The following is a 14,853-nucleotide window of genomic DNA, read 5'->3' as shown; positions in this document are numbered from 1 at the left end:
GTCAACTCCGCATACTGAGCCACAGACTCAGCCCCCACCCCACAAGCCAGGACCGGCACAGGCAGCAGCACCGCTGCCCACGCCGGTCCTTCGGCGTGTCAAGCCGGTAATGACCGTTTGTGGGCTATCTGGCTCGCGCGGTATCCCGATCGGTGCTTCGGTGTCGGCCGTTCGATATGCCCGAAATGACAGCCCTGTGGAGCGTAAGTACGTTCAGTCACGGGCCGACTGCGCAGCCGGCCTCCCTGAGACAGGAGAAGTGACATGGTTACACGTTCCACCGTCGTGACCGCCGCCATCGCGGCCGCCATGGCCCTGGCAGCCACCGGCAGCACCTTCACCTCGGCCGCCACCACCGAGTCGGCCCGGCCTGCACGGCCGGCCAAGAAGGCCCAGCCGGCTCACGCGGCCCCGGCAGCCCCGGTCGTCCGACAGGCCGCAGCCCCGGCATCGGCCCCCGAGGGCGGGGGCGACGCCGGAAAGGGTGACCAGGGCAGGGGCGACGAGGGCAGGGGCAACGACGAGGACAGAGGCGGCGGAGGCAGGGGTAACGACGAGGGCAGGGGCTACGGCGGGGGTCGAGGCTACGACGAGGGCAGGATCCACTTCAACGAGCGGACGTACTCCGCCTACCCTGGCGGCTGCGTCACAGCGGCCAGCGGCCTCGGCGCCACGAGCTTCAACATCTTCAACGAAAGCCGGAGGACCGTCGAGGTCTTCAGCGGGGCGACCTGTGACAACGGCGGCCCCGTCGCCGTCGTCGGACCCTACGGCGCCACTTCGGGCGTGTTCCCGCAGCGCGTCGACGGAGGTGTGTTCGTCAACGACGGCGTGGGTGCGAGCTTCCGAGTGATCGAATTCGACTACGAAGGCGAGTGACGGAGTCGCCGGTGTGACGTGACGAAGTCCGCCCGGCCCGCCGGAATCGGGCCGCGGTGTCCCTGTCCGGGCACGCCAACCGGGATGCACCGGCTTCAGAGGCCCATGCCCTCGTCCGGCCCGCGCCCGATCAACGCGCACATCTGCCTCGTCATGCTGAAGCCGCACGGCGAGGCACTGCCGGCCCAGCCGGACTGTATCCGCCATCGGCCTCGGCCGGACCCGGCAACCGGGACGGCGGAACATGGTGTCGACGCGGCAGGCGCCGCCCATGATCGACGGACCGCTGTTCTTCGCCGGCGCGCGTTGTCGCCTGCTGGAGCCGAGCCAGGTCGCCGACGTGCGGATCATCGTCCTGCGGATGTCACGTGCCTCGACCGTGGACGCGACGGGTGCGCCGGTCCTCAAGGACACGGTGCAGAAGCTGAACCGGCGTGGCACCGCGGTCATGACGTCGGGGATACGACCGGTCCGGCGCCAGGTTCTCGACTCCGTCGGCGTTCGGGACCTGCTGCGGCGAGAGGGCCGCGAGCAGCAGCCGGCCGTCCTGCGACGCGCCAATCCGGTTGCCACCCGCAAGGAAGGGTCGGCGTTCTTTCACCGCTTCGCCACGCCCGAGGTTGCCGACCTGCTGACCGTGGCCCCCAGCGTCCTCAGCGGCATCCTGGCCGGCAGGGCGAACTTCTCGAAGATCTCAGGGCCGCCGCGCCCTCAGCAGGTGCGCCCTCTCGTGCCCGCCGGGCGTGACGCCGCGCACCCCCAAGCCCCTGGAGCCGACGATCACCTCTCGAATGAGTCCCACAGCCGCTGACGCCATGATCGCGCCGGACCTGCAGGTCAGCGACCACATCAGCATCGACAGGGCACTCGATGTCCTGCGCGGATCCCACAACCAGTACGTACTCATCCGTGACGACACCGGCCGGTGCGCCGGAATCGTCACCCTCGACCAGCTCACCGCCCACGCAGCGAAGCCCTGGTACGCCGAGAACACCCGGGTCCGTGACATCGCACACGACTGCGGCCCGTTCGCGCACCCCGGCATGCTCGCCTCGGAGGCCGCGTCCGCCATGCGCGAGCGGTCCCTGACGATCCTGCCCGTCGTCGACGAGGACGGCTTCGCCGTGGGCATCCTCACCACTGCACGGCTGCAGACACTTCTCGGCACACTTCCTGAGGACACCGACCGGACCTGACCTGAGCCGCCTCCGTGCACGCACCAAGGCGGCTGACACCGTCCGCGGCATCTGCCGCGGACTCGAACTGATCAGGAACGGCCTTCAGGGGGCGGTGAGTTCACTTGTGCGCGTGCTCACGCACGTGGAACAGGGAGCCAGATGAAACCGGCTCGCCGGGATCGGGGGGCAGCGATCGCAGGGGATCACAACTCCGCTGATGCCGGCTCCGTCACGACCAGCACGATCTTTCCCGAGGTCCGGTCGGTCTCGCCGAGGGCGTGGGCCTTGGCTGCTTCGGCGAGCGGAAACGTGGCTTCGACGTGGGCACGGAGGGAGCCGGTCTCGACGAGATCGGCGATCGCGTTCATGCCGGCGTGGTCGGCCTCGACAAGGAGGGTCTCGACACGGACGCCCAACTCGGCGGCCCGCTGCGCCTCGTCCGGGGAACCGCCGTACAGGAGTGAGACGAGAACACCGCCAGGACGCAGGACGTTCAGCGAGCGGGTCCGGGTCTCGCCCGCCAGGGGATCAAGGACGACATCGATGTCCTTCACGGCCTCGGCGAAGTCGACGCTGCGGTAGTCGATCATCTCGTCCGCGCCAAGTGCCCGGACGAAGTCGTGTTTGGGAGCGCTCGCGGTACCGATGACGTACGCCCCACGGGACTTGGCGATCTGGACTGCCAGGTGGCCGACGCCGCCTGCGGCCGCGTGGACGAGGACCCGCTGCCCGGGGCGCACGTCGGCGGTGTCGACGAGGGCCTGGTACGCAGTGAGGGCGGCAAGCGGGAGGGCCCCGGCCTGGACATGGTCGATGCCGGCAGGCTTGCGGGCGAAGGCGCGTGCCGGGGCGGTCACATACTCCGCGTGGGAGCCGACCCCGTGCGGGTAGGGCAGCATGCCGAAGACCTCGTCGCCCGGCTTGAAGAGAGTGACGCCAAAGCCGACGGCCTCGACGACTCCTGAGACGTCCCAGCCCAGGACCAGCGGAAGCCGGTCCAGGAAAAGCCCGTTGGCACGGTGCTTCCAGTCGGTGGGGTTTACCCCGGCCGCGCGGACGGCGACCAGGATCTGGCTCGGTCCCGGGACAGGTTTCGGCAGTCGCACTTCCGTGAGTACATCCGGGGTTCCGTGGACGTCCTGGCTGATGGCGCGCATGGTGGCGGGGGCGGTGGTAGCCGTGTTTTCCGCTGTGTTCCGACTCATGCGTCCAGCGTCGCGAACCCCACCGTTCCGTACCATGGCATGATTGCCATCTTTCGACAGGATCCTGCCATGGGAAGCGTTCACCGTGTGGTCGTTCTGGCCCTGGGCGGGGTGTACCCGTTCGAGCTGGGCATTCCGAGCCGGGTCTTCGGGGCCGCGGAGGGCCTGTACGAGGTCGTGACCTGCACCGTCGACGGCCGTCCAGTGCGTACCAACTCCGATTTCTCCATTACTGTCGAGCACGGCCCGGACGCCCTGTGCATGGCCGACACCGTGGTCATCCCACCATTCGCCACCTCGCTCATCGCGCGGGAGGCGCCTGCCGCTGTCACGGCGGCTCTCGCGTGCGTGGCACCGGGCACGCGCATCGTGTCCATCTGCACGGGCGCCTTCGTCCTCGCTGCAGCCGGTCTGCTCGACGGACGTCCTGCCACTACGCACTGGGCGCTCGCCGGCGTCTTCCGGGAGTGGTTTCCGCACATCGCGCTCGATCCGGATGTGCTGTTCATCGATGACGGCGATGTGCTGACATCCGCGGGCGCCGCGTCCGGTGTCGACGTCTGCCTGCACGTCGTACGCAAGGACCACGGCAGCGAAGTGGCCAACCGGGTCGCTCGCATCTGTGTCGTACCGCCCTGGCGGGACGGCGGGCAGGCGCAGTACATCGACCAGCCGGTGCCCGAGACCTCCTCGAACAGCACGGCCGCCACCCGCCAGTGGGCGCTGGAGAACCTTCACGAGCCTCTGAGCCTGGCCGAGCTCGCCGACCATGCACGTATGAGCCTGCGTACTTTTGCCCGCCGCTTCAGCGAGGAGGTCGGAACGAGTCCGGGGCGGTGGCTCATCCAGCAGCGGGTCTCCCGGGCACGGCATCTGCTCGAATCCACCGACCTGCCGGTGGACGACGTCGCCGCCCGGGTCGGCTTCGCGACGGGCACGTCGCTCCGCCAGCACCTGCACGCAGTCATCGGTGTGTCGCCGCTCGCCTACCGGCGTACGTTCCGAGGGATTCCCGGAGAAATCGCGTGACGGGCTGAATCTTCGACTGCCGGTCGGAGGACGCCTCATGGCGGAGTTCTTCAGATGGTGTCGCAGGGCTGCCATGGGGTGGTCGTTGCTCATTGTTCTCGGCATTGGGTGGGGTCGACCGACGAATGCGAAGTGGGCCCGGCCGGTGCCCGGTCGAGAGTGCTGTTGCGCTCGGCACCGACGCCCCGGAGCCGGCCGGCCTGCTCGGCATCATGCCGTGCCTGCCGCACCGGCCTCGGACTCGACTACCGGATCAGCGATCACATCCTCGGACGGACCAGCGATGCGCCGTTGCGAGACCACCAGCTCGCGTGTGCGCTACTGGTCAGCGCCGCCGTCCTGCCGCAGAGCAGGAACTCGACCGGCCACCACCGCTTCGACGTCCCCGGTGTCGTGCTGCTGGCGCTCGGCCTGCTGTGCGTGGTCTTCGGCGTGGTCAAGGGCGAGACCTGGGGCTGGGCCTCGGCCGGCACCCTGGGCGCCGTCGCGGCCGGCGTGCTCATCCTGGTGGGCTTCGGCTGGTACGAGAACCGGATCGCGCACCCGCTGCTGCCGATGCGGCTGTTCCGCATCCGGGCGCTGACCGTCGGCACGATCATCACCGCCCTCAACTTCTTCGTGATGCTCGGTGTGATCTTCTTCGTGATGCTCTACCTCCAGAATGTGCGCGGCTTCTCGCCGGTCGAGGCCGGCGTACGCACTCTGCCCCTCAGTCTCGCTTCGCTGGTGGCCTCGCCGCTGGGGGCGGCGCTGACCGGCCGCTTCGGGCCCCGGCTCTCGATGCCGCTGGGCATGCTGCTCCAAGCCGCCGCGACCTTCGGCCTGCTCAGCTGGGACACCGGCTCGTCCTACGCCACGATGTGGCCGCCGTTCATCGCCCTCGGCCTGGGGGTCGGCATGGTGCTGTCGGCCTCCTCCGACGCCATCGTCGGCCAGGCCCCCGTCAAGGACGGCGGTGTGGCGGGCGGCCTGCAGGCGACCGCCCTCCAGATCGGCGGCGCGCTGGGCACTTCGGTGCTGGTCTCGCTGATCAGCAGCCGGGTCGACTCCACGCTCGGCGACGAGCTGACCGGCGCGGGGGTCCCGGCGTCCGTCGCGGACGGTCTGGAGGAGGCCGGCGACGCGGTCGCCATGGGTGTCGCCCCGGTCTCCGGCAACATGACCGAGCAACTCCGGGCGGCCGTCGTGGAGGGCAGCGGCCAGGCGTTCATGAACGGTGTGCACACCGCCGTGACCGTGACCGGTGTTCTCTGCCTGCTGGGAGCGGCCCTCGCGGCAGCCGGGCTCCGCGGCACCTCCCCGGCTGCACAGCACTGAGAAACGCGGACGGTGCCCGCCGGGGCGGGCACCGTCCTGGCCCGGCCCCGGCGAACAGTGGCCCGTCGGACCAGGTGGGCCGATGGTCTCAGCCGTGTGTGCCAGCCAAAGGCGACTCAGCCCTGGTGCGACCCAGGCACTTCGCCCACCGAGCGAGCTGCGGAGAAGTCCGCAGCAGGGAGACGCCGCATCAGACCGTCAGCCGGATCCCGGTGACCAGATGCGGACGGATGCGGACCGCACAGTCCATCACCCGGTCCGACCAGGGCCGGATCAGTCGTCGGTAGCGCATCAGGGCATGCGGATCGGTCACGGGGCGGCAGTAGCCGGTCGCGACTACGCTCCAGCCCAGATGGGTCAGCGGATCGATGTCATCCGCCTGGTAGGCGACCACGACTCCCCGGTCGCCATGGTGCCGGGCCTGGGCGAACAGGTCCGAGTCCTGATGGGTCCGGATGACGATCTGGCCGAGGTCCAGCAGATGGTTCACCGGCCGGATTGCGGGCAGCGCGCGCTGGGTGAAGACGATCCTCCCGAGCGGCACCCCGCCGAGCAGGCTCAGCGCCTGAGCGCCCGTCAACTCGACCGTGCGGCGTGGTCCGGTGGCCGCCGGGCCATGAGCCGGGGCCGCCGCCGACGACGTGGGCGCAGCCGCGGGCACGGACGACTGGGGCGACTGGTGACCTGAGTGGCTCATGGGGCGGCCTCGTCTCCTGATCTGCTCACTTGCCGCACGAGTACATCGCGTGCGGCCATCCCCACGCCAGGGCCGAACGGCCCAGGGCCGAACGGCCCTAGCGGCGTCGGACCCCCGATGGGTTCACTGCGGTGGACCGCATGCCGCGGGCCGGCCCAACGGCGGCTCCGTGGGCCGGGCCGTGGCTTGTGGAGCGTTCGGTCGGAGCGGGCGGTGCGGATGTGCACAGGAGGGGAACGCGGTGATCGCGGTCGTCGGACACAGAGACCTCGACAACAGGACCATGGCACTGGTGGAGGCTGAACTGAGAGCGCGGCTGGACTGCCTGGCAGAGGGCGTGGCCGCTCTTGTACGGGTTGGGGCGGGGCTGCCGCTCGTGTTCGGGCGTGCCGCCCGGGAGGCCGGACGGAAGCTGACGGTACTGCTGCCGGCCCAGGGCGCGGTGCCCGCAGTGCTGCCCGAGCGGGACCGGCGGGCCGCAGGAGAACTGCTGGTCCTGGCCGAGAGCGTACGGCTGCTGGCTTTTGATCCGGCCGACCGTAATGCTTGCGTCAGTGCCGATGAGCGTCTGGTGGAGACGTGCCGGACCGTGCTTGCTGTGTGGGACGGTTCGCCGTCAAACGGCCGGGACGCCACCGCACATCTGGTTGCCTTCGCACGGGCGCGTGGAATCCGGGTGGAGGTCGTCTGGCCGGACGGCTCCGTGCGGGGGTGGGCATGAGCGCGTCGCCGCGTGAGTCGGAGATGGCTCTGGAAGCCCCCGAGGCCGATGACCGGGAGGTTCGCTTCTCGCAGGACCGGGCGACCGGCGCTGCTTCGGGGACGAGCGACGAACGGCAGCGGACCGGGGCGCGCCAGGGATTCGCATGGCTACTGTTGATCACAGCCGCCCTCGGGCTGCTCGGCTCCTTCGTGATCACCACCGACAAGTTCGAACTGCTCGCCGACCCCGGCTTCGTTCCCGCCTGCTCGCTGAGCCCTGTGGTGTCCTGCGCGGATGTGATGCGCAGCGAACAGGCGTCGGTGTTCGGCTTCCCCGATCCGCTGGTCGGACTGATCGCCTTCGGGGTGGTGATGGGGACCGGCGCGGGCCTGCTCGCAGGTGCGCGTTACCGACGGTGGTACTGGCTGGGGCTGAACCTGGGCACCCTGTTCGGCGTCGGCTTCTGCATGTGGCTGATGACGCAGGCGCTGTACGACATCGGCGCGCTCTGCCTGTGGTGCGTACTCGTGTGGGTGGCCACGATCTTCGTGTTCTGGCACACCACCGTGCACAATCTGCGCCACGGCGTCCTGCCCGCCCCACGCGCCCTCGTCGCGGCGGTACTGGAGTTCCCCCTTGCGGTGCCGGTGACGTGGTGCCTGGCCATCGTCATGCTGATAGCAATCCGCTTCTGGTCGTACTGGCAGACGTTTCTGTGACCCGCACCATGCCGGTGATGTCGTGATGGATATGCGTGGCCGGGACTCCGGCGGCGGCCAGCCGCGCGGCGACGGCCCGCGCCGGGTCTGTCGTGGATGCCTCGGGTGCCAGGGCCAGATAGACGTGTTGCCGGGCGACGGCCCCGGGACGCTGCGCCAGTATTCCGGCCAGGGCCCGCGGACCGGGTTCTGCGGAGGAACCGGCCGGATCGGCCTGACCGGCCGTGAGGACGGTCAACCAGGGGCGTCCGCGCCGGAACGCCTCCAGGAACGCCGCGTCGTACACGCCCTCACCCGCCCCTTTGTCCAGCAGCAGACGCACCCGGTGCGCACGGAACCGTTCGGCGTCGATCTGCTGGAGCAGCGCCTTCACCGCGGCCCATCCGGTACCGGAGGCGATCAGTACGACGTCGGCGGACGGGGTGTGATCGGGCAGGGCAAGCGCGCCGCGCGGTGCGCTGAGGCGGACGGTGCCGCCCTTGTGCGTGCCGTGCACCAGCGCATCACTCACCCCGTCGGCACCCCGGGCCCGTACATGGAACTCCAACTCCCCGTCCGGATGCGGCGCGCGGCCCAGATAGTAAGGACGCCATGCCTGCTCCAGCAGCGGCGACTCCAAGGACGCGAACTGCCCGGCCCTGAAGGCGTAGGGCTGATGGGGGCGCACCCTCAGCACCGCGAGATCCGGCGTGCGGATCTCGTGCGAGGTCACCGTCGCCTCCCAGCTCGGCGGCTCGGCGATCGCCTCGTCCGCGCCCCTGACCATCGCCGAGACGGCGAGCCGCAGCATCCGCAGCCAGGCGTCCTCCAGGGCACCGGTCCACCGGGCACCCGCACGCATGCGCAGCGCCTCGATCAGCGCCGCCTCGAACGCCTCGAAGTGCGCGGGGCGCACACCGAGCTTGCGATGGTCGCGGCCCAACTGTGCGAAGGTGGCGATCATCTCGTCCGTACGGTGCAGATTGCCGATCAGACAGCGGAAGATCCCGACGAGATGGGCCTGCTGGAACGCCATCGACTCGGGGAACAACGACCGCAGATACGGATGCCGCTCGAACAGGACCCGGTACAGCTCGGCGATCAGCTCCTCCAACGGGCTCACCAGCGGCAGGTATTCGCTGATCAGCTGCTGGTCGGACGTTCCGTCGTACGGCTGCGGTGCCTCGGCGCACCACGGTTCGGCGCCGACTCCGGCCGGGGACAGGATGCGTCGTCGCAGCCGCATCGCGTCATGCCGCGCGAGCAGTGCGTGGTAGTCCTCGCTCGGGGTGTTCATGGACCGGTGACTCCTTGGTACGGCACGGTGGGGTGGCCGGGGCGGAGAGACGTCCGTAGCGCCAGGACGATCTCGGCGGCGTCAGTATGGCACCGCGCCCAGCCTGCCGACCGGCCCTGTTCACAGGGCCTTTCGGCCCTGTTCAGAGCCTGTTCGACATGCTGTGACACCCCGTCGAGTCGGCCGGCGGACGGACGCACATACTGGTCCAGGCCCCCCTTCACCGAACCGATCGAGCATGGTGTGAATGACCTCGCGAAGTCCCCGCTGAGCACAACGCCGCCGCAGTCCGCAGCCCCCGTACGCGTCTTCATCCTCGACGACCACGAGGTCGTCCGGCGCGGCGTACGCGATCTGTTGGAGGCCGAAGACGGCATCGACGTCGTCGGCGAGGCGTCCAATGCCCGGGAGGCGCTGGCCCGTGTACCGGCCAGCAGGCCACAGGTCGCCGTACTGGACGTACGGCTCGGAGACGACCCCCGCGGTGACCACGCCGGTATCGAGGTATGCCGGGAACTGCGTGCTCTCATGCCCGAACTGGCATGTCTGATGCTGACGTCGTTCGATGACGACGAGGCACTGTTCGACGCCATCATGGCGGGCGCGGCCGGCTACGTACTGAAGCAGATCAACGGAGCCGATCTGATCGCCGCCGTACGCACGGTCGCGTCCGGCACCTCGATGCTCGATCCACGGACGACCGCTCGTGTGATGGCGCGGCTGCGGGGCCAGCAGCGGACCTCTGCCGAGGAGTCGCAGGCATCGGAACTGGACCAGCTCACAACCAGGGAGCGTCAGATCCTGGACCTCATCGGCGAGGGTCTCACCAACCGCGAAATCGCGGAACGCCTCTTCCTGGCCGAGAAGACCGTCAAGAACCGCATCTCCTCGATCCTCGCCAAACTGGGCGTCGGCCGCCGGATTCACGCCGCGATGCTCGTCGGCCGGATCAAGGACCGCCAGGGGCAGACCCCGGCCCGGCGAATCTGACAAATCATCAGGCGTCAGTCGTGGAGCGGGACACACCATGTGATCCGGGTGCCGCCGTCCGCCGGCCGTTCGATGGCGAGTGTGCCGCCGCACAGATCCGCCCGCGTACGCATGTTGGCCAGCCCACCGCCGCGCCTGGCCGGCTGACCGCCGTCATCGATCGCTGTCCCCGTTCGGGGAGTTGTCGTGTCACCGGCCGGGATCCCGATGCCGTTGTCCGTGACGGTCAGGGTCACCGCGGCGTCGGCCGACAGCACGATGCCGATACGACTCGCACGGGCATGGCGGGACGCGTTGGACACCGCCTCGGCGGCGACCGCCACCACGTGTTCGGCGAGTTCGTCCGGGACGGTGGTGTCCACCGGTCCGTCGATCCGCACCGTGGGCCGGAAGCCGAGGACATGTGCCGCCGCACGAGCGGTCTCCGCCATCCGGTGCCGCAGCCCGCTGCGGCCCGAACCGTCCGCCGTGCGCAGATCGAAGATGGTGGACCGGATGATCCGGATCGTGGTGTCCAGATCATCCACGGCCCGGCTGACCCGCTCGGCCGCTTCCGGGCGGTCCGCTATGGCCCGGGTGGTGCTCTGGAGAGTCATCCCGGTCGCGAACAGCCGCTGGATCGCCAGATCGTGCAGATCGCGGGCGATCCGGTCCCGGTCGTGCATCACGGCGAGTTCCTCGGACTCGGCCCGTCTGCGGGCCAGTTCCAGCGCGATGGCCGCTTGGTCGGCGAAGCCGGAGACGAGTTCGACCTCGGTGTCGTCGAACGGCGGGCGGTCCGCCGGCCGCCCCAGGCGCAGTGCGCCCAGCGCCCCGGTGTCTATCTGCAGCGGCACGGCCACCACTGGGCCCAGACCGTCCTCGGTGCCGTCGCTGAACGGATGGGCCCGGGGATCCGTACGGACGTCGGCGCAGTGCACAGGCGTTCCGGTACGGGCGGCGAGCCCGGCCAGCGATCCCGACGCCGGGACGGACAACCCCGTCACACGGTCGGAGTCCCGGCCATGGGCGACGGCAACGGTGAGGCGTTCCTCGGCCGCCGCTGCCGCCGGAGCCTGTGAGAGGGGCGCGGAACCGGGCCGCGCCGTGGGCAGCAGAATCGCTGCCCGGTCGGCCCCCGCCACTTCCATCGCCCGCTCGGCGATCAGATGCAGCACCTCGTCGGCGGCCGTCCCCGAAAGCAGGGTGCGGGTGATCTCGCCCAGTGCCTCCAGGCGCCGCTCCCGGCGGCGGCTCTCCTCGTACATCCTGGCGTTGTCGATGGCGACGCCGGCGGCGATCGACAGGGTGGTCAGCACCGCCTCGTCGTCGGCGTCGAAGCTCACCCCGCCCCGCTTCTCGGTGAGATAGAGGTTGCCGAACACCTCGTCGCGCACCCGCACCGGTACGCCGAGGAAGGTGCGCATCGGCGGATGATGAGGCGGAAATCCGAAGCTGCGCGGGTGGCTGCTCAGATCGGTGAGCCGCAGCGGTTCCGGGTGACGGATCAGCTCGCCGAGGATGCCGCGGCCGCACGGTGACTGCCCGATCCTGGCGGCGAGTTGGTCCGACAGGCCCACCGGCAGGAACTCCAGGAGCTTCTGCCCGTCCCCGACAATGCCGAGTGCTCCGTACTCCGCGTCGGTCAGCGTCACCGCTGCCTCCACGATGCCGCGCAGCACCTCCGGGAGTTCCAGGCCCCGTCCCAGGCTCATCACGGCATCCAGCAGACTGCGCATCCGGTCCGGTCGGCTGGGCTGCGGCCACGCGGCCGGACCGTGGCAGGCGGGGCCGGGCGAGCCGAGCGTGGGGGAGGAGGGGCCGGGGCAGGGGACTTCGAGGTGGGAGCCGGACTCGGGAGGTGCTGTCTCTGCCATCGGGGTGCCGTTCTCTGGGGCCGTGTGCCGGGTATCTGCTCACCGGATCACCGCAGGGCTGGGACCGGTCCACGGGCGGTCAGCCTACGACAGCCCAGGTGCCGAGGGCCCGGCGGTGTGCGGTCTTGACGGAGGGCGCGGGCAGGGCCGGCCGGCTGAGCAGTGTGAAGAGGAGGTCCGGTGGGCCGCGCTCCTGCGTTGACAGCTTCATGAGAGTTGAACCGTCCCCTCGCCTCGGACTTGCGCGCGGCCGGCCGGGAGCCGGGGGTGCAAGAGCTCCCCAAGGGCTCAATCAGCCCTGACCCCCACGCGAGGGTCGACCGGTGTGAGAACTCCGAGCCGGTCCTCGATCGCCTGTGCCGCGCCCAGGCACAGGTCTTCCCGGAACGCGCGCCCGACGATCTGCACCCCGGAGGGCAGCCCGTCGAACACTCCGGTCGGTACGGCCACCCCGGGCACCCCCACGAAACTGGTGACGGTGCACAGGCGCATCGCCGAGCCGACCCGGTCCCGTCCGGCCCTGTCGCGCGACTCCAGCCCCGGCTCGACCGGTGGCTCGGTGAATACCGGACCGAGCAACAGCGGGTATTCGTCGAGGAATTCTGCCCATGAGCGGCGGATGTTCATCCAGGTGCCCATCAGCTTCATGAACTCGTCCGCGCTTGCCGGCGGCGTCTGCTCCATCGTCATCTCGATATAGCGGTCCCCGCCTGCTCCGAGCAGCTTCCGCACCACCGGCCAGGTCGCGGCGAACTCGGTCACGGTGATCCGGCCGTACGCTTCGAGCGCCTCGTCCAGCCTCGGAACGTCCTGCACCTCCCGCACGTCGTACCCGGCGTCGCGCAGCGCCTCGGCCGCGGTCCCGACGGCCCTGCGAACCGTGGGGTGAACACCGCGCCCACCCGGGTCCGCCACGACCGCGACCTTCACCGGTCCGGGGAGCGGTTCGCCGTAGGCAGGTACCGGTACGGCCCGCGGGTCGCGCGGGTCGGTCCCGGCCAGCACCTCGTACGCCAACCGGAGGTCGCCCACACTCCGCGCCAGCGGGCCGTCGGTGACCAGCATCTGGGACGCCGGGCCGGGGTCGTCGGGGCCGAGGACGCGGTGGTCCGCGGGGAAGCGCCCGGTTGTCGGCTTCAGCCCGGCCACGCCGCAGAACTGGGCCGGTATGCGCACCGATCCACCGGAGTCGTTGCCGAGCCCGAGCGCTGCCATGCCTGTGGCGACGGCCACCGCGTCGCCTCCGCTGGTGCCGCCCGGGGTCCGGCCGCTGTCCCATGGGTTGGCCGTGTCGCCGAAGAGCTCGCTTCGCGTGTGCATCCCCGCCAGGATCAGGGTGGGTATGTTGCTGTGCCCGATGGGGATGGCCCCGGCTGCGCGGAGCCGTGCCACCGGGGGCGCGTCGGCCGACGCCACCAGATCGCGGAAGCGCTCCGTGCCGAAAGTGGTCGGTACGCCTTCGACGGCGGTGCTCTCCTTCACCGTGAACGGCACGCCCGCCAGCGGCCCCAGCGCTTCACCGGCGGCCCGCCGGCGGTCTGTCTGCGCGGCGGCGGCGCGTGCGCGCTCCGCCAGGAGCTGTGTGACCGCGTTCATCCGCGGGTTGACGTCGGCGATGCGCTCCAGGTGGCTGTCGACCAGTTCGACGGCCGAGACATCTGCGCGGCGCACCGCCTCCGCCTGCGCGGTGGCCGGCATCTTCCACAGGGCGTCCTGCATGCGCTCGTGTCCTTTCCCATCCATGTTCCGATGCACTTGCATCGGAACTGTAGCTCCTGAACCGATAGGAGCGCATCGGATAAAGTGAGCTGCGGAACGGAGCACTGTGAAACCAGGGAGGCGACCGGTATGCCCAAGCAGGTGGATCACGCGGACCGACGCCGCCGGATCGCTGAGGCCGTCTGCCGGCTCGCCGACGAACGCGGGCTGGAGGGCGTGACCCTTCGCGACGTCGCCACCTGTGCGCAGGTGTCGATGGGCGCCGTTCAGCGATGCTTCCGTACCAAGGAAGAGATGCTGGTGTTCGCGCTCGGGCACATCGGCGAGCGGATCAGTGAGCGCGTACAGGCCCGCCTCGTAAGGAGTCCGGCCCAGTCGGCCGGCACCGCCCTGGGGCATGCGGTGACCGAGATGTCACTGCTCCGGGAAGAACACCGCGCCGAGGCCAGGGTCTGGCTCGCCTTCGTTGCGCAGGCGGCTGTCAGCGAGGCCCTCGCGAGGACGCTGAAGGTGAACTACGCAGCCCTGCAGGAGGCGTTCACCCGCCTCATCTCGGAAGCCGGCGAGGGCGGCGCCGACTGTACGGTGCCCCTCGATCCGCAACGCGAGGCCCGCACCCTCCTCGCTCTCGCGGACGGCCTCACCGCGCACGTCCTCATCGGCCATCTCACCCCGCGAGAGGCGCAGGACGTCCTCCACGCGCACCTGGCCGGCCTCTGGGAGCGTCCGGTCCGGTCGCCCCGCACCACTTGAACGTCCCGGGCCGCCACGGCGCGCTCCGACTCACCGTCCACCATCTGCCGGATCGGGATTCGGACCGCGTCCGGTGGAGAGCTGATCCCGCCGCCCCGCCACACCGGGGTCGTCGGGCAGGCCGAGAAGAGGTTTCCGCCGTACGGCTCACTCCGAGCGGCTAGCGTGTGGGTCACTGCTGGTTCGTCACAATTCTCATGGGGGTGTGTCCGGTGCCGGACGAGGTCTGGGTCGGTCTGGCGGAGGCCGTGCGCGGGGTGCGCGCAGAGTTGCAGGCGGCCATGGTCCAGGGCCGGGACGAGTCACTCAAGTTCGAAGTCGGGCCCGTCGAGCTCGAATTCGCGGTGGACGTCCGCAAGGAGAAGGCGGGGGACGTCACTGCGAAGGTGTTCGTCCTGTCGGCGGGCGGCCGGGCGAGCAAGGCCACCACCGATGCGCACCGGCTGAAGATCACTCTGCAGCCGACGGATGACCAGGGCCAACCGGCCAAGGTGAGCAGCCGGGTGGACGAACTGCCCGCTGAGTAGGGGTC

Annotated in this window: 14 protein-coding genes and 2 pseudogenes; 10 read left to right on the top strand and 6 right to left on the bottom strand. The window is 70.1% G+C overall.

Annotated elements, in window-relative coordinates; translation table 11 throughout:
- Window positions 1–264: 264 nt before the first annotated feature.
- From ACFVYE_RS14170 to ACFVYE_RS14160, 3 genes and pseudogenes are all read left to right on the top strand, one after another.
- Complete coding sequence (locus ACFVYE_RS14170) at window positions 265–879, top strand: hypothetical protein (protein WP_389605655.1); 615 nt, start codon at window positions 265–267, stop codon at window positions 877–879.
- A 274-nt stretch (window positions 880–1,153) separates the two neighbouring features.
- Window positions 1,154–1,411 (top strand): annotated as a pseudogene (locus ACFVYE_RS14165) (sodium-independent anion transporter); the annotation flags it as partial.
- A 259-nt stretch (window positions 1,412–1,670) separates the two neighbouring features.
- On the top strand, window positions 1,671–2,075 hold the full coding sequence (locus tag ACFVYE_RS14160) for a CBS domain-containing protein (protein WP_383974212.1): 405 nt from the start codon (window positions 1,671–1,673) through the stop codon (window positions 2,073–2,075).
- Window positions 2,076–2,260: 185 nt separating this feature from the next.
- On the opposite strand, the gene ACFVYE_RS14155 is transcribed toward ACFVYE_RS14160, so the two are convergent.
- Window positions 2,261–3,214 (bottom strand): NADP-dependent oxidoreductase, encoded by a 954-nt coding sequence (locus ACFVYE_RS14155; RefSeq protein WP_383974247.1) that lies wholly within the window; start codon window positions 3,212–3,214, stop codon window positions 2,261–2,263.
- 117 nt (window positions 3,215–3,331) lie between these two features.
- On the opposite strand from ACFVYE_RS14155, the gene ACFVYE_RS14150 reads away from it, so the two are divergent.
- A complete protein-coding gene (locus tag ACFVYE_RS14150; RefSeq protein ID WP_389605652.1) occupies window positions 3,332–4,291 on the top strand; it encodes a GlxA family transcriptional regulator in 960 nt (319 codons plus the stop codon).
- 318 nt (window positions 4,292–4,609) lie between these two features.
- Window positions 4,610–5,608, top strand: a pseudogene (locus ACFVYE_RS14145) (MFS transporter); the annotation flags it as partial.
- 190 nt (window positions 5,609–5,798) lie between these two features.
- Here the strand turns inward: ACFVYE_RS14145 and ACFVYE_RS14140 are convergent.
- A complete protein-coding gene (locus ACFVYE_RS14140) occupies window positions 5,799–6,305 on the bottom strand; it encodes a pyridoxamine 5'-phosphate oxidase family protein (protein ID WP_383974218.1) in 507 nt (168 codons plus the stop codon).
- 241 nt (window positions 6,306–6,546) lie between these two features.
- Between ACFVYE_RS14140 and ACFVYE_RS14135 the strand changes: the two genes are divergently transcribed.
- Both ACFVYE_RS14135 and ACFVYE_RS14130 read left to right on the top strand, forming a co-directional pair.
- The gene (locus ACFVYE_RS14135) at window positions 6,547–7,026 is read left to right on the top strand and encodes a hypothetical protein (protein ID WP_383974220.1); all 480 of its coding nucleotides are present in this window, start codon (window positions 6,547–6,549) and stop codon (window positions 7,024–7,026) included.
- Entirely contained in the window at window positions 7,023–7,727 is a 705-nt protein-coding gene (locus tag ACFVYE_RS14130; RefSeq protein ID WP_383974222.1) for a vitamin K epoxide reductase family protein, read from the top strand. The genes ACFVYE_RS14135 and ACFVYE_RS14130 overlap by 4 nt, the downstream gene beginning before the upstream one ends.
- Here ACFVYE_RS14130 and ACFVYE_RS14125 read toward each other — a convergent pair.
- Window positions 7,678–9,003, bottom strand: coding sequence for a globin domain-containing protein (locus ACFVYE_RS14125; protein WP_389605649.1), 1,326 nt, complete (start codon window positions 9,001–9,003; stop codon window positions 7,678–7,680). The two genes, ACFVYE_RS14130 and ACFVYE_RS14125, sit on opposite strands and share 50 nt — an antisense overlap.
- 243 nt (window positions 9,004–9,246) lie before the next feature.
- Here ACFVYE_RS14125 and ACFVYE_RS14120 point away from each other — a divergent pair, with 243 nt between their 5' ends.
- Window positions 9,247–9,993 (top strand): response regulator, encoded by a 747-nt coding sequence (locus tag ACFVYE_RS14120; protein ID WP_389605647.1) that lies wholly within the window; start codon window positions 9,247–9,249, stop codon window positions 9,991–9,993.
- 14 nt (window positions 9,994–10,007) lie between these two features.
- On the opposite strand, the gene ACFVYE_RS14115 is transcribed toward ACFVYE_RS14120, so the two are convergent.
- From ACFVYE_RS14115 to ACFVYE_RS14105, 3 genes are all read right to left on the bottom strand, one after another.
- Window positions 10,008–11,711, bottom strand: coding sequence for a GAF domain-containing protein (locus ACFVYE_RS14115; RefSeq protein ID WP_389605663.1), 1,704 nt, complete (start codon window positions 11,709–11,711; stop codon window positions 10,008–10,010).
- A gap of 217 nt (window positions 11,712–11,928) precedes the next feature.
- Window positions 11,929–12,060, bottom strand: coding sequence for a hypothetical protein (locus tag ACFVYE_RS14110; RefSeq protein WP_389605645.1), 132 nt, complete (start codon window positions 12,058–12,060; stop codon window positions 11,929–11,931).
- A gap of 77 nt (window positions 12,061–12,137) precedes the next feature.
- Complete coding sequence (locus tag ACFVYE_RS14105) at window positions 12,138–13,568, bottom strand: amidase (protein WP_383974233.1); 1,431 nt, start codon at window positions 13,566–13,568, stop codon at window positions 12,138–12,140.
- 129 nt (window positions 13,569–13,697) lie between these two features.
- Between ACFVYE_RS14105 and ACFVYE_RS14100 the strand changes: the two genes are divergently transcribed.
- Together ACFVYE_RS14100 and ACFVYE_RS14095 are read left to right on the top strand one after the other, a co-directional pair.
- Window positions 13,698–14,321: a TetR/AcrR family transcriptional regulator gene (locus ACFVYE_RS14100; RefSeq protein WP_383974236.1), complete on the top strand. Its 624-nt coding sequence runs from the start codon at window positions 13,698–13,700 to the stop codon at window positions 14,319–14,321.
- A gap of 212 nt (window positions 14,322–14,533) precedes the next feature.
- Entirely contained in the window at window positions 14,534–14,848 is a 315-nt protein-coding gene (locus ACFVYE_RS14095; RefSeq protein ID WP_383974239.1) for a trypco2 family protein, read from the top strand.
- Window positions 14,849–14,853: the final 5 nt, after the last annotated feature.

This window comes from Streptomyces sp. NPDC058239 (genome assembly GCF_042882185.1).
Taxonomy (GTDB): Bacteria; Actinomycetota; Actinomycetes; order Streptomycetales; family Streptomycetaceae; genus Streptomyces.
Note: the sequence above shows the minus strand (reverse complement) of the source record. Positions and strands in the feature narration are given on the sequence as shown.

What these genes read in the sequence shown, in the direction of transcription:
- ACFVYE_RS14170 (WP_389605655.1), top strand. Translation starts at nt 265, where the DNA reads ATGGTTACACGTTCCACCGTCGTGACCGCCGCCATCGCGGCCGCCATG.
- ACFVYE_RS14160 (WP_383974212.1), top strand. Translation starts at nt 1,671, where the DNA reads ATGAGTCCCACAGCCGCTGACGCCATGATCGCGCCGGACCTGCAGGTC.
- ACFVYE_RS14155 (WP_383974247.1), bottom strand. Translation starts at nt 3,214, where the DNA reads ATGCGCGCCATCAGCCAGGACGTCCACGGAACCCCGGATGTACTCACG.
- ACFVYE_RS14150 (WP_389605652.1), top strand. Translation starts at nt 3,332, where the DNA reads ATGGGAAGCGTTCACCGTGTGGTCGTTCTGGCCCTGGGCGGGGTGTAC.
- ACFVYE_RS14140 (WP_383974218.1), bottom strand. Translation starts at nt 6,305, where the DNA reads ATGAGCCACTCAGGTCACCAGTCGCCCCAGTCGTCCGTGCCCGCGGCT.
- ACFVYE_RS14130 (WP_383974222.1), top strand. Translation starts at nt 7,023, where the DNA reads ATGAGCGCGTCGCCGCGTGAGTCGGAGATGGCTCTGGAAGCCCCCGAG.
- ACFVYE_RS14125 (WP_389605649.1), bottom strand. Translation starts at nt 9,003, where the DNA reads ATGAACACCCCGAGCGAGGACTACCACGCACTGCTCGCGCGGCATGAC.
- ACFVYE_RS14115 (WP_389605663.1), bottom strand. Translation starts at nt 11,711, where the DNA reads ATGCGCAGTCTGCTGGATGCCGTGATGAGCCTGGGACGGGGCCTGGAA.
- ACFVYE_RS14110 (WP_389605645.1), bottom strand. Translation starts at nt 12,060, where the DNA reads ATGAAGCTGTCAACGCAGGAGCGCGGCCCACCGGACCTCCTCTTCACA.
- ACFVYE_RS14105 (WP_383974233.1), bottom strand. Translation starts at nt 13,568, where the DNA reads ATGCAGGACGCCCTGTGGAAGATGCCGGCCACCGCGCAGGCGGAGGCG.
- ACFVYE_RS14100 (WP_383974236.1), top strand. Translation starts at nt 13,698, where the DNA reads ATGCCCAAGCAGGTGGATCACGCGGACCGACGCCGCCGGATCGCTGAG.